Annotated in this window: 12 protein-coding genes; 1 reads left to right on the top strand and 11 read right to left on the bottom strand. The window is 67.4% G+C overall.

All coding sequences use genetic code 11. From position 1 onward, the window contains the following. Positions 1-96: 96 nt before the first annotated feature. The 6 genes from BLV15_RS11025 to BLV15_RS11000 all read right to left on the bottom strand — a co-directional run bounded on the left by BLV15_RS11025 (position 97) and on the right by BLV15_RS11000 (position 7739). On the bottom strand, positions 97-1689 hold the full coding sequence (locus tag BLV15_RS11025) for a GMC family oxidoreductase (protein WP_090227923.1): 1593 nt from the start codon (positions 1687-1689) through the stop codon (positions 97-99). Positions 1690-1776: 87 nt separating this feature from the next. Next, positions 1777-2610, bottom strand: a complete 834-nt coding sequence (locus tag BLV15_RS11020; protein WP_090227920.1) for an ABC transporter ATP-binding protein — start codon at positions 2608-2610, stop codon at positions 1777-1779. After that, positions 2598-3401, bottom strand: coding sequence for an ABC transporter permease (locus tag BLV15_RS11015; protein WP_090227918.1), 804 nt, complete (start codon positions 3399-3401; stop codon positions 2598-2600). Before BLV15_RS11015 ends, BLV15_RS11020 begins: the two co-directional genes overlap by 13 nt. Positions 3402-3577: 176 nt before the next feature. Then, positions 3578-4564 (bottom strand): ABC transporter substrate-binding protein, encoded by a 987-nt coding sequence (locus BLV15_RS11010; RefSeq protein ID WP_090227915.1) that lies wholly within the window; start codon positions 4562-4564, stop codon positions 3578-3580. A 188-nt stretch (positions 4565-4752) separates the two neighbouring features. Further along, a complete protein-coding gene (locus tag BLV15_RS11005) occupies positions 4753-6123 on the bottom strand; it encodes an aspartate aminotransferase family protein (protein ID WP_090227912.1) in 1371 nt (456 codons plus the stop codon). 122 nt (positions 6124-6245) lie between these two features. Next, complete coding sequence (locus tag BLV15_RS11000) at positions 6246-7739, bottom strand: aldehyde dehydrogenase (RefSeq protein ID WP_090229051.1); 1494 nt, start codon at positions 7737-7739, stop codon at positions 6246-6248. Between the two features lie 479 nt (positions 7740-8218). Between BLV15_RS11000 and BLV15_RS10995 the strand changes: the two genes are divergently transcribed. After that, entirely contained in the window at positions 8219-9142 is a 924-nt protein-coding gene (locus tag BLV15_RS10995) for a LysR family transcriptional regulator (protein ID WP_090227910.1), read from the top strand. A 10-nt stretch (positions 9143-9152) separates the two neighbouring features. Here BLV15_RS10995 and BLV15_RS10990 read toward each other — a convergent pair whose 3' ends face one another. From BLV15_RS10990 to BLV15_RS10970, 5 genes are all read right to left on the bottom strand, one after another. Further along, the gene (locus BLV15_RS10990; RefSeq protein ID WP_090227907.1) at positions 9153-10760 is read right to left on the bottom strand and encodes a methyl-accepting chemotaxis protein; all 1608 of its coding nucleotides are present in this window, start codon (positions 10758-10760) and stop codon (positions 9153-9155) included. A gap of 149 nt (positions 10761-10909) precedes the next feature. Then, the gene (gene argE, locus BLV15_RS10985) at positions 10910-12067 is read right to left on the bottom strand and encodes an acetylornithine deacetylase (protein ID WP_090227905.1); all 1158 of its coding nucleotides are present in this window, start codon (positions 12065-12067) and stop codon (positions 10910-10912) included. A gap of 212 nt (positions 12068-12279) precedes the next feature. Next, complete coding sequence (locus BLV15_RS10980; RefSeq protein ID WP_090227902.1) at positions 12280-12954, bottom strand: DUF1028 domain-containing protein; 675 nt, start codon at positions 12952-12954, stop codon at positions 12280-12282. Next, entirely contained in the window at positions 12951-13385 is a 435-nt protein-coding gene (locus tag BLV15_RS10975) for a RidA family protein (RefSeq protein WP_090227899.1), read from the bottom strand. Before BLV15_RS10975 ends, BLV15_RS10980 begins: the two co-directional genes overlap by 4 nt. Then, positions 13385-14731, bottom strand: coding sequence for a flavin-containing monooxygenase (locus BLV15_RS10970; RefSeq protein WP_090227897.1), 1347 nt, complete (start codon positions 14729-14731; stop codon positions 13385-13387). Before BLV15_RS10970 ends, BLV15_RS10975 begins: the two co-directional genes overlap by 1 nt. Positions 14732-14781 lie beyond the last annotated feature (50 nt).

Raw genomic sequence — 14781 nt, 5'->3', positions numbered from 1 at the left:
GATGGATGCCGATAAGCTATACGCCGCCCGGTCATCAAGTCAACTTTGTTGATTTGATGGCTTCGAAGTTGAAATCACCCGCGCGGGCGCCGCGCGTCAGCGCCGGTTGGCGATGAAGTCCGCCGCGCGCTCGCCGATCATGATGCATGGCGCGTTGGTGTTGCCGCTGATCAGCGTCGGCATGATCGAGGCATCGGCGACCCGCAGGTTGTCCACGCCGCGCACCTTCAGGTACGGGTCGACCACCGCCATGGCGTCGCTGCCCATCTTGCAGGTGCCGACCGGGTGGAACACGGTGGCGGCGTAGTCGCGCAGGTGCGCCAGCAGTTGCTCGTCGCTCTGCACCTGCGGGCCGGGAAGCATCTCGGCGCCGCGCAGGCCGTCGAACTCCGGCTGGGCGAGGATGCGCCGGGCGAGTTTCACGCCTTCGACCAGTACCTTGGCGTCCTCGGGATCGGCGAGGAAGTTGAAGTCGATCTCCAGGCTGCGGCCGGCGCCCAGGCGCACTTCGCCGATGCTTTTCGGGCGCAGCACGCAGGTGTGGATGGCGTAGCCATGGCCCCACTCGAACAGCCGTCCGCGGTGGCTGCGGTAGCCGGGCACGAAGTGCATCTGCACGTCGGGCAGGGTGTCCGACAGCGGGGTGCGGGCGAAGCCGCCGGCCTCGACGTAGTTGGTGGTCAGCCAGCCGGTCTTGCGCGCCAGGTACTTGAACGGTGCGGCCAGGATCTTGGGCAGCGCGCCGAGGGAGAAGCCGAGCGACAACGGGCTCTTCGAGCGCACCGTGACCAGGCCGTCGATGTGGTCCTGGAGGTTCTTGCCGACACCGGGCAGGTCGACCTTGCAGGCCACGCCGGCGGCTTCCAGTTCGTCCTTCGGGCCGATGCCGGAATTCAGCAGGATATGCGGCGAACCCAGGGCTCCGGCGCAGAGGATGGTTTCGCGGCTGCAGTGCAGGGTGCGCCACTGGCCGTCCTGCTGCAGTTCCACGCCGCTGACGCGGTTGCCGTCGAGGATCAGCCGGCCGACCTGGCAGCCGGTAAGCACGCTGAGGTTCGGCCGCTCGAGGACCGGGTGGACGAAGGCGCGGTAGCTGGAAAGGCGCTTGGCGTCATTCTGCGTGACGTTGTACAGGCCGACGCCTTCGAGCGTGCCGCCGTTGAAGTCGTCGTTGCGGCGCAGGCCGAGGCGCTCGCCGGCGCGGATGTAGATGTCCGACAGTGGGTTGGGGTCACGCGGGCGGTCCACCAGCAGTTCGCCCTGGGTGCCGTGGTAGAGCGGCGACTGGCCGAGGCGGTTGCCTTCGGAGCGCTTGAACCACGGCAGCACGTCCTGCCAGCCCCAGCCGGGGCAGCCGGCGCTTTCCCAGCGGTCGTAGTCGCTGGCGTCGCCACGGATGTAGATCATGCTGTTCATCGCGCTGGAGCCGCCCAGCGCCTTGCCGCGCGGGGTGTGCAGGCTGCGTCCGGCGAGGTTCTTCTGCGGTGCGGAGAAGTAGTTCCAGCTGAAGATCTTGCTCTTGTACAGGGTGATGGTGCCGGCCGGCGTCTGCACCCTTGGGCTGGCGTCGCTGCCGCCGGCCTCGATCAGGCACACGCGCACGCCCGGGTCGGCGCTCAGGCGGTTGGCCAGCACGCAGCCGGCGGAGCCGGCGCCGACGATCAGGTAGTCATAGGTGGGTTCGGTCATGCAAGCCTCGAGGAGCCATAGGGTGCGCCGTGCGCACCGGTTTGCAAGGGTGGGATTGGTGCGCATGGCGCACCCTACGCAAGGCGCTCAGTGCACCTCTTCCAGGTCGTCGTGCAGCAGGCCGAGGATGTGCCGTTTCATGCGGATGAACTCCGGCTCCATGACCACGTCCAGGCTGCGCGGGCGCTCGATCGGCACCTCGAGGATTTCCTTGATCCGGCCGGGGCGCGCACCCATCACGTAGATGCGGTCGGCGAGCAGGATCGCCTCGTCGATGTCGTGGGTGACGAACACCACGGTCTTCTTGCTGTTGCCCCACACCTGCAGCAGCAGTTGCTGCATCTGCAGGCGGGTCTGGCTGTCGAGGGCGCCGAAGGGTTCGTCCATCAGCAGGATCTGCGGGTCGTTGGCCAGCGCGCGGGCGATGGCGACGCGCTGCATCATGCCGCCGGAGAGCTGTTTGGGATAATGCTCGGCGAACTTGGCCAGGCCGACCTCGCCCAGATAGAACTCGACGATGGTGCGGATTTCGTCCTGCGGCAGGCCGCGACGCTTGAGGCCGAACTCGATGTTCTGCCGAACCGTCAGCCAGGGGAACAGCGTGTAGCCCTGGAACACCATGCCGCGGTCGGCGCCGGGGCCCTCGACCTTCTGGCCGCCGACGTAGATGTCGCCCTCGGTGGGTTCGTTGAGGCCGGCGGTGAGGTAGAGCAGGCTCGACTTGCCGCAGCCGGAGGGGCCGACGATCACCGCGAATTGCCGGTCCGGCACCTCGAAGGAGACGCGGTCCAGGGCGGTGAAGGTTTCCCCCTTCGGCGACTGGTAGCGCAGGCTGACGTTGTCCACCCGCAGGCGCGCGGCGACCTCGGCGTACTCGCTGAGCGGCGGCATGATGTAGGGTTTCTTGGCTACTGCGCCCATGCGGCAATCCTCAGTCGAAGCAGACGGAACAGTTGATCGGTAATCAGCCCGAGCAGGCCGATGATGGCGATGGCGAGGAAGATCACGTCGACCTGGAAACCACGCATGGCCTTGAGGCTGATGTAGCCCAGGCCGCTCGAGGCGGCGACCAGCTCGGCCACCACCAGGTAGGTCCAGGCCCAGCCCATTGTCACCCGCAGGGTGTCGAGAATGCCCGGCAGCGAAGCCGGGCCGAGCACGTGCAGGACCACGTCGCGGCGGCTGGCGCCGAGGGTGTAGCTGGCGTTGATCAGGTCTTTCTGCACGCCCTTGGAGACGTCGGCGATCATCACCAGTTGCTGGAAGAACACGCCGAAGATGATCACCGCCACGCGCTGCTCCAGGCCGATGCCGATCCACAGGATGAACAGCGGCACGAAGGAGGTCACCGGCAGGTAGCGGATGAAGTTGACCAGGGGTTCGAGGAACGCCTGGACGATGCGGAAGCTGCCCATCAGCAGGCCGAGCGGTACCGACACCAGCGACGACACGACGAAGCCGATCAGCACCACTTCCAGGCTGGCCAGCACGTGCTTGCTCAGCGTGCCGTCGCCGGCCAGGCGGGCGCCGGCGGCGAGCACGTCGCCCGGCGTCGGCAGAAACATCGACGGCACCACGCCGCCATAGGAAAACCCGGCCCACAGGCCGAAGACCAGCAGCCAGCAGAGGCTGCCGGCGCCGAGCACGAGCTTGCCCGGCAGTTCGACTTTGGGTGTCAGGCAGCGCTGCAACCAGGATTTTTGCGTGGCCATGAACCACCTCGTGTTGCGGATATTTGGAAGACGCACGGAAAACGGCAGGTGACCACCGTCAGTCCCCTCTCCCCCTTGGGGAGAGGGCTAGGGAGAGGGGTGGACACCTTCATGCGCATGTTTCCAACCCTCTACCCCGGCCCCTCTCCCACACGTGGGAGAGGGGAGCAGAGCACTTACGGCGTGACGAAGGAGGTGTCGACCAGGTCTTCGTACTTCACGTCGTACGGCTTGCCCTGCAGGCTGCTCCAGGTCTCGTTGGCCAGGCTGATGATGCCGGCGATGTCGCCGGCCTTGCCGGGCACGCCGAGCAGCTTCTGGTTATCCGCTGCGTCGAGAAACTTCACGCCCTTCGCGGCTTCGGCCAGGTCCTCGGGTTTCGACAGGTAGCCGCCGACGCCCTTGGCCATGATTTCGTAGGCTTCCTTCGGATGGGTCTTGGTGTACTCGACCGCCTTCAGCACGCCGGCCACCAGCGCCTTGACGTCTTCCGGCTGTTTCTCGATCACGCCGCAATCCAGCGCCACCACGTCGACGATCACGCCGGGCGTGCTGCTGCTGTCGACCAGCACGTTGCCGGCGCCTTTCTGCTTGACCATGGTCAGGTTCGGTTCCCAGGTCACGGCGGCCGGCACGCGGCCGGCGATGAAGGCGGAGGCGGCGTCATCGGCGGTCATGTTCTGCACTTCGACGTCGGCCATGCTCATGCCGGCGTTCTTCAGCAGGTAGGACAGCCAGAACTGCGACACCGAGCCCTCGTTGACCGCCACCGACTTGCCCTTCAGGCCCTTGATGTCGGTGATGTCCTTGCTCACCACGATGCCGTCGCCGCCGTGGGATTCGTCCAGCGCGACCACCGCCTTGAAGCAGAAGTCCTTGGAGCGGTACTTGAGGATCTCGTCGATGGTGGACGCCGAGCCGGTGAGTTTCCCCGACGCCTGGGCGGCCATGTACATCGAGGCTTCCTCGATGGTGGTCAGCTCCACGTCGAGGCCGGCGTCCTTGAAGTAGCCGAGGTCGCGGGCCAGGTACAGGGTGCCGTAGCCGACCCAGGTGGTGTGGCCGATGGACAGCTTGCCGGCCTGGGCGCCGGTGGCGACACCCATGGCCAGTGCCAGGGTAGCGAGGGACAGCGAGGTGCGCTTGAGCAAGGACTTGTGCATGAAAAACTCCCACAGACGGTTGGCTTTCGAGGTCGGGGCAGGGGGTGGCCAGTGGCCCAGGGGTTCCGTGACCCCACCTCTGACGGGTGGGGTTCATGTTCGGCGGTGCAGCGTTGGTCCAGTGTTTCAGTGCGCGGCGCCCCAACGGCTGCATGGCCGTAGGGTGCGCCGTGCGCACCGAGGGCATCTCAGAGCAAACCCAGCTCCTTCGCGGTGCGATCCACCGCGCGCCGGGTCTTCTCCACCAGTTCGTCCAGTTCGGCGTGGCTGGCGACCAGCGCCGGCGCCATGATCATCCGGCCCAGCGTCGAGCGGATGATCAGGCCTTCGTCGAAGCCGACGGTGCGGCAGTGCCAGGCGATGTCGTTCTCGTTGGCGAAGCGTTTGCGCGTGGCCTTGTCCTCGGTGAACTGCAACGCGGCGACCAGCCCGGCGCCTTGCACTTCGCCGATCAGCGGGTGCGCGGCGAAGGTGTCGCGCAGCAGGTTCTGCAGGTACGGGCCGGTGTCGTTCTTCACCGTCTCGACGATCTTCTCGTCGCGCAGCGCGGTGAGGTTGGCGATGGCCACCGCGGCGGCCACCGGGTGCCCGGAATAGGTCAGGCCGTGGGCGAACACGCCGCCCTGTTGCACCAGCACCTCGGCCATGCGCGCGCTGAACACCAGGCCGCCCATGGGGATGTAGCCGGAGGTGAGGCCCTTGGCGATGGTCAGGGTGTCCGGCTGGAAACCGAAATGCTGGTGGGCGAACCACTCGCCGGTGCGGCCGAAGCCGCCGATCACTTCGTCGGCGCACAGTAGTACGTCGTACTGGCGGCAGATGCGCTGGATTTCCGCCCAGTAGCTGGCGGGCGGGAAGATCATGCCGCCGGCGCCCTGGAAGGGTTCGGCGACGAAGGCGGCGACGTTCTCCGCGCCCAGTTCGAGAATCTTCGCTTCCAGCTCACGCGCGGCCTTGAGGCCGAACGCCTCTTCGGAAAGATCGCCGCCCTCGGCGAACCAGTACGGCTCGCCGATGTGGGCGAAGTCCGGCAGCATGCCGCCCATCTCGTGCATGAAGCCCATGCCACCGAGCGCGGTGCTGCCCAGCGTGGAGCCGTGGTAGCCGTTCCAGCGGCCGATCATCACCTTCTTCCGCGGCTGGCCGAGGATCTGCCAGTAGCGCCGCACGCTGCGGATCAGCACCTCGTTGGCCTCCGAGCCGGAGTTGGTGTAGATCGCGTGGCTGTAATGCGCCGGCAGCAGGCTGAACAGCAGTTCGGAGAGCTCGATCACCCGCGGATGGGTGGTGTGGAAGAACAGGTTGTAGTACGGCAGTTCCTCCAGCTGGCGCGTCGCCGCGGCGTTCAGGTCGGCGCGCCCGTAGCCCAGCGCGGTGCACCAGAGGCCGGACATGCCGTCCAGGTAGCGCTTGCCGTCGTTGTCCCACAGGTTCAGGCCCTGGCCTTTGGCGATCACCAGCGCACCCTGCGCGTTGAGCGCCTTCTGATCGAGGAAGGCATGGATGTGGTGCGCGGCATCCAGGGCCTGGTATTCCTTCGTCGTGTGCTTGGCAGTCATCGCAAGGTCTCCGCCCGTGGCGTGCAGGGTGCGTCGTGCGCACCGTTAATAATTTGATCGACTCGTCTGGTGCGCGCAGCGCACCCTACAACCGGAGCACCATCCGGTGCGCATGGCGCACCCTACGGACGCAGTTGGAACCAGGTGGTTTTCAGTTGGGTGTACTTGTCGAACGAGTGCAGCGACAGGTCACGGCCGAAGCCCGACTGCTTGCCCCCGCCGAAGGGCGTGCTGACGTCCAGCGCATCGACGGTGTTCACCGACACCGTGCCGACCCTGAGGCGGCGCGCCACGCGGTGGGCGCGGTTGAGGTCGTCGCTCCACAGCGAGGCGGCGAGGCCGTAGACGCTGTCGTTGGCCAGTTGCACGGCCTGCTCTTCGCTGTCGAAGGGCGTCACCGCCAGCACCGGGCCGAACACTTCCTCGCGGGCCAGGCGGCTGTCCGGCGTCACCCCGGTGAACAGGGTCGGTTCGATGAAGTTGTCCGAGCCGTTGAAACTCAGCTGCCTTCCGCCACACGCAAGATGCGCGCCTTCGTTCCTCGCGCTGTCGATGAATTCCATGATCCGCGCGGTCTGCCGCTGCTCGACGATGGCGCCGGCGCGGCTGGCCGGGTCCAGCGGATCTCCGGGTTGCCAGTCGCGGGCCTTGCTCAGCACGCGTTCGACGAATTCGTCGTGGATCGAGCGTTCCACCAACAGTCGCGAGTTGGCCGAGCAGACTTCGCCCTGGTTGAAGAAGATGCCGAAGGCGGCCTTCTCGGCGGCCAGGTCCAGGTCCTGGCAGTCGGCGAACACCAGGTTGGCACTCTTGCCGCCGCATTCCAGCCAGACCTGCTTGAGGTTGGATTGCGCCGAGTAGCCCATGAAGTACTTGCCCACTTCGGTGGAGCCGGTGAAGGCCAGGCAGTCGACGTCCATGTGCCGGCCCAGCGCCTTGCCGGCGGTTTCGCCGAGGCCGGTGACGACGTTGAGCACGCCTTCCGGGATGCCTGCTTCCAGGGCGAGTTCGGCCAGGCGCAGGGCGGAGAAGGGCGATTGCTCGGCCGGCTTGAGGATCACCGAGTTGCCGGCGGCCAGCGCCGGGGCGAGCTTCCAGGCGGCCATGTCCAGCGGGAAATTCCACGGCACCACGGCAGCGACCACGCCCAGCGCTTCGCGGGTGATGGTGGCGAGCACGTTGCGCGCGCTCGGCGCGACTTCGTCGTAGAGCTTGTCGAGGCTTTCGGCGTACCAGCGGAACACGCCGGCGGCGCCGGGCACGTCGATGTTCCAGGCATCCATCACCGGCTTGCCCATGTTCAGCGAGTCGAGCAGCGCCAGTTCGTCACGATGAACGAGGATCAGCTCGGCCAGCTTGAGCAGCACCTGCTTGCGCTCGGCCGGCGAGCGCTGCGACCAGACGCCGGCCTCGAAGGAGCGCCGCGCGGCGCTTACCGCGAGGTCGACATCGGCGGCATCGCAGGCGGCGACATTGGCCAGCAGCGCGCCGGTGGCCGGATTGATCGAGGCGAAGGTGGCCCCCGACTGCGCGCCGACCTGGCGACCGCCGATGATCGCGCGGTCGATGAAGCGTTGCTGCTGCGCCCGTTGCTGCCAGTCGCTGAGTTCGTACACCGCCATCCCCTTTTCCCGTTGCTGTGAGCGGATGGTGGCGTAAGGGCGACACAAGGAAAAATATTAAAAATATGCTCGGGACATACGAAAAAGCTGGCTTTGCGCGCACCGAAAAAGCGCTTCTCGCACGCTCGTGGTGCGGCGCATGGCACCGCGGCGGAGCGGAGTGCTCGCAGGCGGCGATGCAGGTTCCGGTTTGTTCTTTTAGGGCTTTCGGGAGGGCGAGGGCGGCGCGCGAGGCGGCTGCCTGGCGCTTCATTTCGGTGCCGGGTGCGCAGCCGGATGGTGGCGAAGGTCGCGCCGCCTTCACCCGCTGGCGGGTGGCGGCCAGCATCTTGCAAAGCCCCTCGTCACCCGGCGCGCACGCACCCTCGAAAAAAGCTGCTCACCCGCGAGCAAAATGCTGTTGCGGCGCGGTGCCTCTGCGGCACCCCGACACGTTATGGTGAGCGCCGCAATCGTCACCCCCGAGGTAATCCGTGGCTTCCTACACCCTGCGTCAGATCAGGTATTTCGTCACCACCGTGGAGTGCGGCAGCGTCGCCGAGGCGTCGCGCAAGCTGTACATCGCCCAGCCGTCGATCTCCACCGCGATCAAGGGCCTGGAAGAGAGCTTCGGCGTGCAGCTGTTCATTCGCCACCACGCCCAGGGCGTCTCGCTCACGCCCAGCGGCGCGCGCTTCTACCGCAAGGCGCAGGAACTGCTGCGCATGGCCCACGAATTCGAGCAGAACGCCCTGGCCGACAACGACGTGGTGGCCGGGCAGATCGACATCGGCTGCTTCGAGACGGTGGCGCCGCTGTACCTTCCGCGCCTGATCGCCGGCTTCCGGACCTTGTATCCCGGGGTGGAAATCCGCCTGCACGACGGCGAGCAGCAGGAGCTGGTGCAGGGCCTCACGGGCGGTCGCTTCGACCTGGCGATCTTCTACGAGCACGACCTCGACGGCACCATCGAGACCGAGCCGCTGATGCCGCCGCAGCGCCCCTACGCGCTATTGCCCGAAGGCCATCGCTTCGCCGCGCAGGAGCGCGTGTCGCTGCGCGACCTGGTGCTGGAGCCGATGATCCTGCTCGACGTGCTGCCCAGCCGCACCTACTTCGTGAGCATCTTCGAGGAGCTGGGGCTGAGCCCGAACATCGCCTTCAGCTCGCCCTCCATCGAGATGGTCCGCGGCATGGTCGGCCAGGGTTTCGGCTTTTCGGTGCTGGTCACCCGCCCGCACAGCGACGTCACCTACGACGGCCAGCGGGTGGTGTGCCTGAACATCACCGAGGACGTCACCGGCTCCGGTCTGGTCGCCGCTTGGCTGAAACGCGCGCAACTGACCAAGCCGGCGCAGTTGTTCGTCGATTACTGCAAGGCGGAGCTGGGCGAGAAGCCGGAAACCGAGTCCGCCTGAGCCCGCCGCCTCAGACCTGGAACTGCATGACGGCGTCGCGCATGCCCTGCGCCACGCGCTCCAGTTCCTCCGCCGAGTGCGCCAGCTCGTTCACCGCCTGGGCGTTTTGCTGAGCCATCTGCGCGATCTGCTCGACACGCTGCGCGACCTCGCTGCTGGCGTTGCTCTGTTCACCGATGGTGTGGGAAATCTCCTCCACCACCTGGGCGGCGCGTTGCGCGCCATCGCGTATTTCATTGATCGAATCGCCGGCCTGGTGCGCTAAGGCCACGCCATCGTTCACCCGGGTCACGCCGGCCTGCATGCTGTCCACCGCCAGGTGGGTGTTGCTGCGAATGCGCCCGATCATGTCGGTGATTTCCTGCGTCGAGTGCGCCGTGCGGGCCGCCAGGTTGCGCACTTCATCGGCGACCACGGCGAACCCGCGGCCCGCCTCGCCGGCGCGCGCGGCCTCGATCGCGGCGTTGAGCGCCAGCAGGTTGGTCTGTTCGGCGATGCTCTTGATGACCTGGATGATCGAATGGATTTCCTCGGATGAACGCCCCAGCTCGGTGATCGTCTCGGACGACGAGGTGACCGCCTCGGCGATACGGTTCATGCCGTCGACAACGCCGAGTATCACCTGCCCACCGCTGTACGCCAGTTGCCCGGAATGGGCGGAAATGCCCTTGGCGTCGTGGGCGTGCGAGGACACCTGGGCGATGTTCTGGATCATCTGCTCCATGGCCGCGGCCATGCTGGTGGCGCTGTCCGCCTGCTGGGTGGAGTCGTTCAGAATGCGCTGCGCCGTGCCGGTGAGCGTGCGGGCGGTTTGCTGCAGCTGCTCGCTGTGCTGGTTGATGCTGCTGATCATCCGGCTGAGGTTGCCCTGCATCTCGGCCAGCGCCTGCAGCAGATGGCCGGCCTCGTCCTGCCGATCGACGTCGATACGACCGCGCAGGTTGCCGCTGGCGATGGCGCGGGCGGCCTCGACGGACTGCTGCAGCGGGCCGAGCACGCGGCGCATCAGGTTCCAGGTGATCAGGCCCAGCAGCAGACTGACCAGGACGATCCCGCTGAGCAGATAGACCGAGGCGTTGCGCACGGCGGTCTGGCCACTCTCGCGGGCTGCGCTCACCTGTTCTTCGATCAGGCTGCTGATCGCCTCGTTCCTGGTTTCGAGTTCGCCGAAACGCTGCATGAACGACGGCATGCCGCCCTTGGCTGACGGGGCATCGCGCAGGGCCGCTTCGGTGATCTGTTCGGCTTCGGCGATGTAGGCGGTGAGGGCCGGCTGCAATTGGGCGATGGCCTGCCGGATGTCGGTCGGCAGCGGCAACGCGGCGTTGGCGTCCATGGCACGCTTGAACCAGTCGGCATGCTCGCGCAGATCCTTGCGTACCTGCTCGGCGGCGGCCGAGTCGCCCGCCTCGACGCTGAAGGCGGCCAGCACGTCGGCGCGCAGCGCGTCGTGCATCATGTCGCCTTCGAGATGGTTGCGCAGCGCGGTGACACTCAGCTCGTTCTGCTCCAGCGCACCGTTGAGCTGGGTCTGGCCCCAGAAACCCACCGCACCCAGGCCCGCCGCAACCGCCACGCTCAGCACGCCGCTGGCGATCATCTTCTGACGAATGTTCATGCGCCACTTCTAATTGTAAGGGAGGGAGTCGCAAGTCTAGTTCAGCCGCGCCCTGTCTGGCTCGTGGACGCGCCGCGCCTGCAGCGTGCGCAACAGGCGGTGTTCGTCGCGTCGATGATCGGCGGGCCGAAGGCGCGAGTCGGCCCTGGTCAGGGTTCGACCTGCATCCACCGCGCCAGGCTCGCCAGCAGGGCATCGCAGCGGGCCAGTTGATCGAGGCTGACGAACTCGTCCGGCTTGTGTCCTTGCTCCATGCTGCCGGGGCCGCAGACCACGGTGGCGATGCCGGCTTCGTCGAACAGGCCGCCCTCGGTGCCGAAGGCCACGGTGGAGAACTCGTCGCTGGCGCACAGCAGCGCCAGCAGGCGCGCGGCGTCGCTGCCCGGCTCGGTGAGCAGGCCGGGGTAGCTGGACAGCTCGCTGAAGCGGATGTCGCTGGCCTCGCTCACCGCGCGCATGCGCGGCAGCAACTGGGTCTCGGCATAGTCGCGCAGTTCGACGGCGACCTGCCGCGGGTCGTCCGCCGGCAGCGCGCGCACCTCGAAGTCGAAGCGGCATTCGGCGGGCACGATGTTCAGCGCCCGGCCGCCCTGGATCAACCCGGTCTGCACGGTGGAGTAGGGCGGGTCGAAGCGCGAATCGTGCTTCGCCGGCTCGGCCAGGCGCTGGCCGATCTCGCCGAGCCGGCCGATCAGCCGCGCGGCGTATTCGATGGCATTCACGCCCTGCGGCGCATAGGCGGAATGGCAGGCCGCGCCGTGCACCTCGCAGCGCATCGCCAGTTTGCCCTTGTGGCCGAGCACCGGGCGCATTTCCGTGGGTTCGCCGATCAGGCAGATCGCCGGCCTGTCCGGGCTGGCGCGCAGCTGCTCGACCAGGCTGCGCACGCCGAGGCAGCCGATCTCCTCGTCGTAGGAAATGGCGATGTGCAGCGGCAGGCGCAGCGGCTGCTCGAGGAAGCGCGGCAGGCTCGCCAGCACGCAGGCGAGGAAGCCCTTCATGTCCGCCGTGCCGCGTCCGTACAGGCGGCCGTCGCGTTCGCTGAGCTGGAACGCCGGCAGCGTCCAGGCCTGACCGTCGACCGGCACCACGTCGCTGTGGCCGGACAGCATCACGCCGCCGGGGCCGGGTGGGCCGAGGCGGGCGTGCAGGTTGGCCTTGGTTCGCTCGGCGTTGAAGATCAGGTCGCTGGCGATGCCGAGACCGGACAGGTAATCGCGCACGAACGCGATCAGCGCCAGGTTCGATTCACGACTGGTGGTGTCGAAGGCGATCAGTTTTTCCAGCTGGGCGCGGCTGTCTGGCATGGGGACCTCGGTGGGGAAGAAGTGGTGCGCACGGCGCACCCTACCCCAACCGTAGGGTGCGCCGCGCGCACCGAAAAACACCGGCGCCTGCGATACCCATCGGGGTTGGCCGATGGCTTACGCCTCTGCGCGGCTAACCCATCCTACGCAAGGCAGGCTTCATCGTAGGGTGCGCCATGCGCATCGCAAAAACACCGGCGCCGCGCACCGGCTCATTCGTCGCCGGGCACGCCGTAGCTTGGCGCCTTGGTCGGATCGAGGGCGCGGGTGACGTAGTCGTGCAATTGCGGTTCGTAGGCGCGCCAGAGTTTATCCAGCTCACCGATGGGGTCGTTGTCGGCCCAGTCGACGCGCAGGTCGACCACCGGCCAGATCAGGTCGCCGACCACCGACAGCGCCGCCGAATGCACCGGCCCGGCTTCGCCGCCGGCGGCCATGGCAGCGTGCATCGCCGCCAGCAGGCGATCCGGCAGGCCGCCGTCGGCCTGCTCGAAGGCGTCGACCATCGCATCGATCACCTTTGGCGAGGACAGCAGGTTGCCCGCCGCCACGCACTGCTCGCCGGCCCTGGCGTGGTTCAGCCCGAGCGCCTCGCTGCCGGTGAAATGCGCCGTGGCGCCCTGGCTGTCGATCACCGTCACCTGGCGGAACTGGCCGTAGCCGTTGCTATCCAGCGCCTGGCGCATCGCCGCCGCCGGGCTGCTGCCGGATTCCAGCAGATCGAGAATCTGCGGGCCGAGCGCGGGCAGGGTGATGTTCTGCGTCGACACCGCGCCCACGGCGGCGCGCAGCCACGGGCAGCGGGCGCCGACGGCGATGCTCGACGAACTGATGGCGATGCCGAGCATGCCGGTTTCGGCACAACGGCCGACGATGGAGAAGGTCATGGGCGAACCCCGGCCTGCCAGTCGTCCGGGATCACCGCGATCACGTCGATTTCCATCAGCCACTGCGGCTGGCCGAGGGCCGAGACCACCAGGCCGGTGGAGATCGGGAAGACCCCCTTGAGCCACTTGCCGACCTCCTGGTAGACCGGCTCGCGGTAGCGCGGGTCGGTCAGGTAGGTGGTGGTCTTGACGATGTGGGAGAGGTCGCTGCCGGCTTCCTCGAGCAACTGCTTGAGGTTCTTCATCGCCTGCTCGGTCTGTGCGCGCGGGTCGCCGAGGCCGACCAGGTTGCCCTCGAAGTCGGTGCCGACCTGGCCGCGCACGTAGACCGTGTTGCCGGCGCGGACGGCCTGGCAGAGGTCGTTGTCCAGGGTCTGGTTGGGGTAGGTGTCCTTGGTGTTGAACATGCGGATGCGGGTATGGGTAGGCATCAACGGGCTCCTGCGCTCTGGACGGCGGCGACGACGGGCTCGGCCTGGCGTTGCGAGGCATCGCGGTAGTCGAGGTACTTGTGCTGCGTGGCGATGTGGTCGGCGACGTGCTTGGCGTCGTGCCAGACACCCCAGATGAAGGTGGAACCACGCCGCGACAGCCACGGCAGGCCGACGAAGTAGACGCCGGGCTCGCTGGACACGCCGCGCTGGTGCCGCGGCTTGCCGTTGGCGTCGAACGCGTCGACCTTCAGCCAGCTGAAGTCCACCGAATAGCCGGTCGCCCAGATGATCGAGGTGACGCCGGCCGCGGCCAGGTCCAGCTCGAGGATGGGGTCGGTCATGCACGCCGGGTCCGGGTAGCTGGCGCGGGCTTCGGGCTCTTCCGGCAGGTCGAGCTGGTTGCGCGCGATGTAGGCGTCGGCGGCGTCGAGCAGCGACAGGTAGTTCTCGTCGCCGCGGGCGATGTTGTCCACCAGGTCCGGCTGGAAGCTGGCCACGCCATCGCTGAACGACTTGGTCAGGCCGACCAGGGTGATGCCCTGGTGGGCGAGGTTGCGGAAGTCGATGGTCTCGCCGCCGCGGGCGCCGCTGACGGCGATGGTCACGTGCTCCTTGCCCGGCTGCGCGGCTTCCATGTCCCACAGGCCGAGCACGCCCAGCCACCAGACGAAGTCGCGGTTGCGGTAGCTGCGTGGCGGACGGTCGTGCGGGCCGACCGAGAGGTAGACCTTGCGCCCGGCGCGGCGCAGCTCGTCGGCGATCTGCACGCCGGAAGAGCCGGCGCCGACCACCAGCACCGCGCCTTCGGGCAATTGCTGCGGGTTGCGGTAGGCGGCGGAGTGCAGCTGGTTGATCGACGCATCCTGCGGCGCGATGGCCGGGATCACCGGCTTCTGGAACGGCCCGGTGGCGGCGACCACGCGATTGGCCTCGATCACGCCGGCCGAGGTTTCGACGGTGAAACCGGCGCGGTCGGCGTTGCGGACCACCCGCTTCACTTCCACGCCGGTGCGGATCGGCGCGTTGAATTTCTTCGCATAGTCTTCGAAGTAGGCGGCGATGCGCTCCTTCGAGGCGAAGGCGTCGGGCGGCAGGTCGTCGAATTCCAGGCCGGGGAAGCGGTCATGCCAGACCGGCCCGTTGGCCACCAGCGAATCCCAGCGATCGGTGCGCCAGGCTTCGGCGATTCGGCTGCGCTCCAGCACCAGGTGCGCAATGCCGAGCTTGCCCAGGTGCTCGCTCATCGCCACGCCGGCCTGCCCGGCGCCGACGACGAGGGTGTCTATCTTCTCAACGGTCTTGCCGAGCGGGCTCGGGGAAGCGCTTTGGTTCAGGTCGGTCATCACGTGCCTGCTCTGTCTGGATCATGGCTGTTGCGCCGCAGCGACGCTGC

Source organism: Pseudomonas kuykendallii (assembly GCF_900106975.1).
Lineage (GTDB): Bacteria > Pseudomonadota > Gammaproteobacteria > Pseudomonadales > Pseudomonadaceae > Pseudomonas_O > Pseudomonas_O kuykendallii.
This window is presented reverse-complemented; position numbering and strand designations above follow the sequence as displayed.

Coding starts and splice junctions, on each gene's coding strand:
- BLV15_RS11025 (WP_090227923.1), bottom strand. CDS start 1,689: ATGACCGAACCCACCTATGACTACCTGATCGTCGGCGCCGGCTCCGCC.
- BLV15_RS11020 (WP_090227920.1), bottom strand. CDS start 2,610: ATGGGCGCAGTAGCCAAGAAACCCTACATCATGCCGCCGCTCAGCGAG.
- BLV15_RS11015 (WP_090227918.1), bottom strand. CDS start 3,401: ATGGCCACGCAAAAATCCTGGTTGCAGCGCTGCCTGACACCCAAAGTC.
- BLV15_RS11010 (WP_090227915.1), bottom strand. CDS start 4,564: ATGCACAAGTCCTTGCTCAAGCGCACCTCGCTGTCCCTCGCTACCCTG.
- BLV15_RS11005 (WP_090227912.1), bottom strand. CDS start 6,123: ATGACTGCCAAGCACACGACGAAGGAATACCAGGCCCTGGATGCCGCG.
- BLV15_RS10990 (WP_090227907.1), bottom strand. CDS start 10,760: ATGAACATTCGTCAGAAGATGATCGCCAGCGGCGTGCTGAGCGTGGCG.
- argE (WP_090227905.1), bottom strand. CDS start 12,067: ATGCCAGACAGCCGCGCCCAGCTGGAAAAACTGATCGCCTTCGACACC.
- BLV15_RS10980 (WP_090227902.1), bottom strand. CDS start 12,954: ATGACCTTCTCCATCGTCGGCCGTTGTGCCGAAACCGGCATGCTCGGC.
- BLV15_RS10975 (WP_090227899.1), bottom strand. CDS start 13,385: ATGCCTACCCATACCCGCATCCGCATGTTCAACACCAAGGACACCTAC.
- BLV15_RS10970 (WP_090227897.1), bottom strand. CDS start 14,731: ATGACCGACCTGAACCAAAGCGCTTCCCCGAGCCCGCTCGGCAAGACC.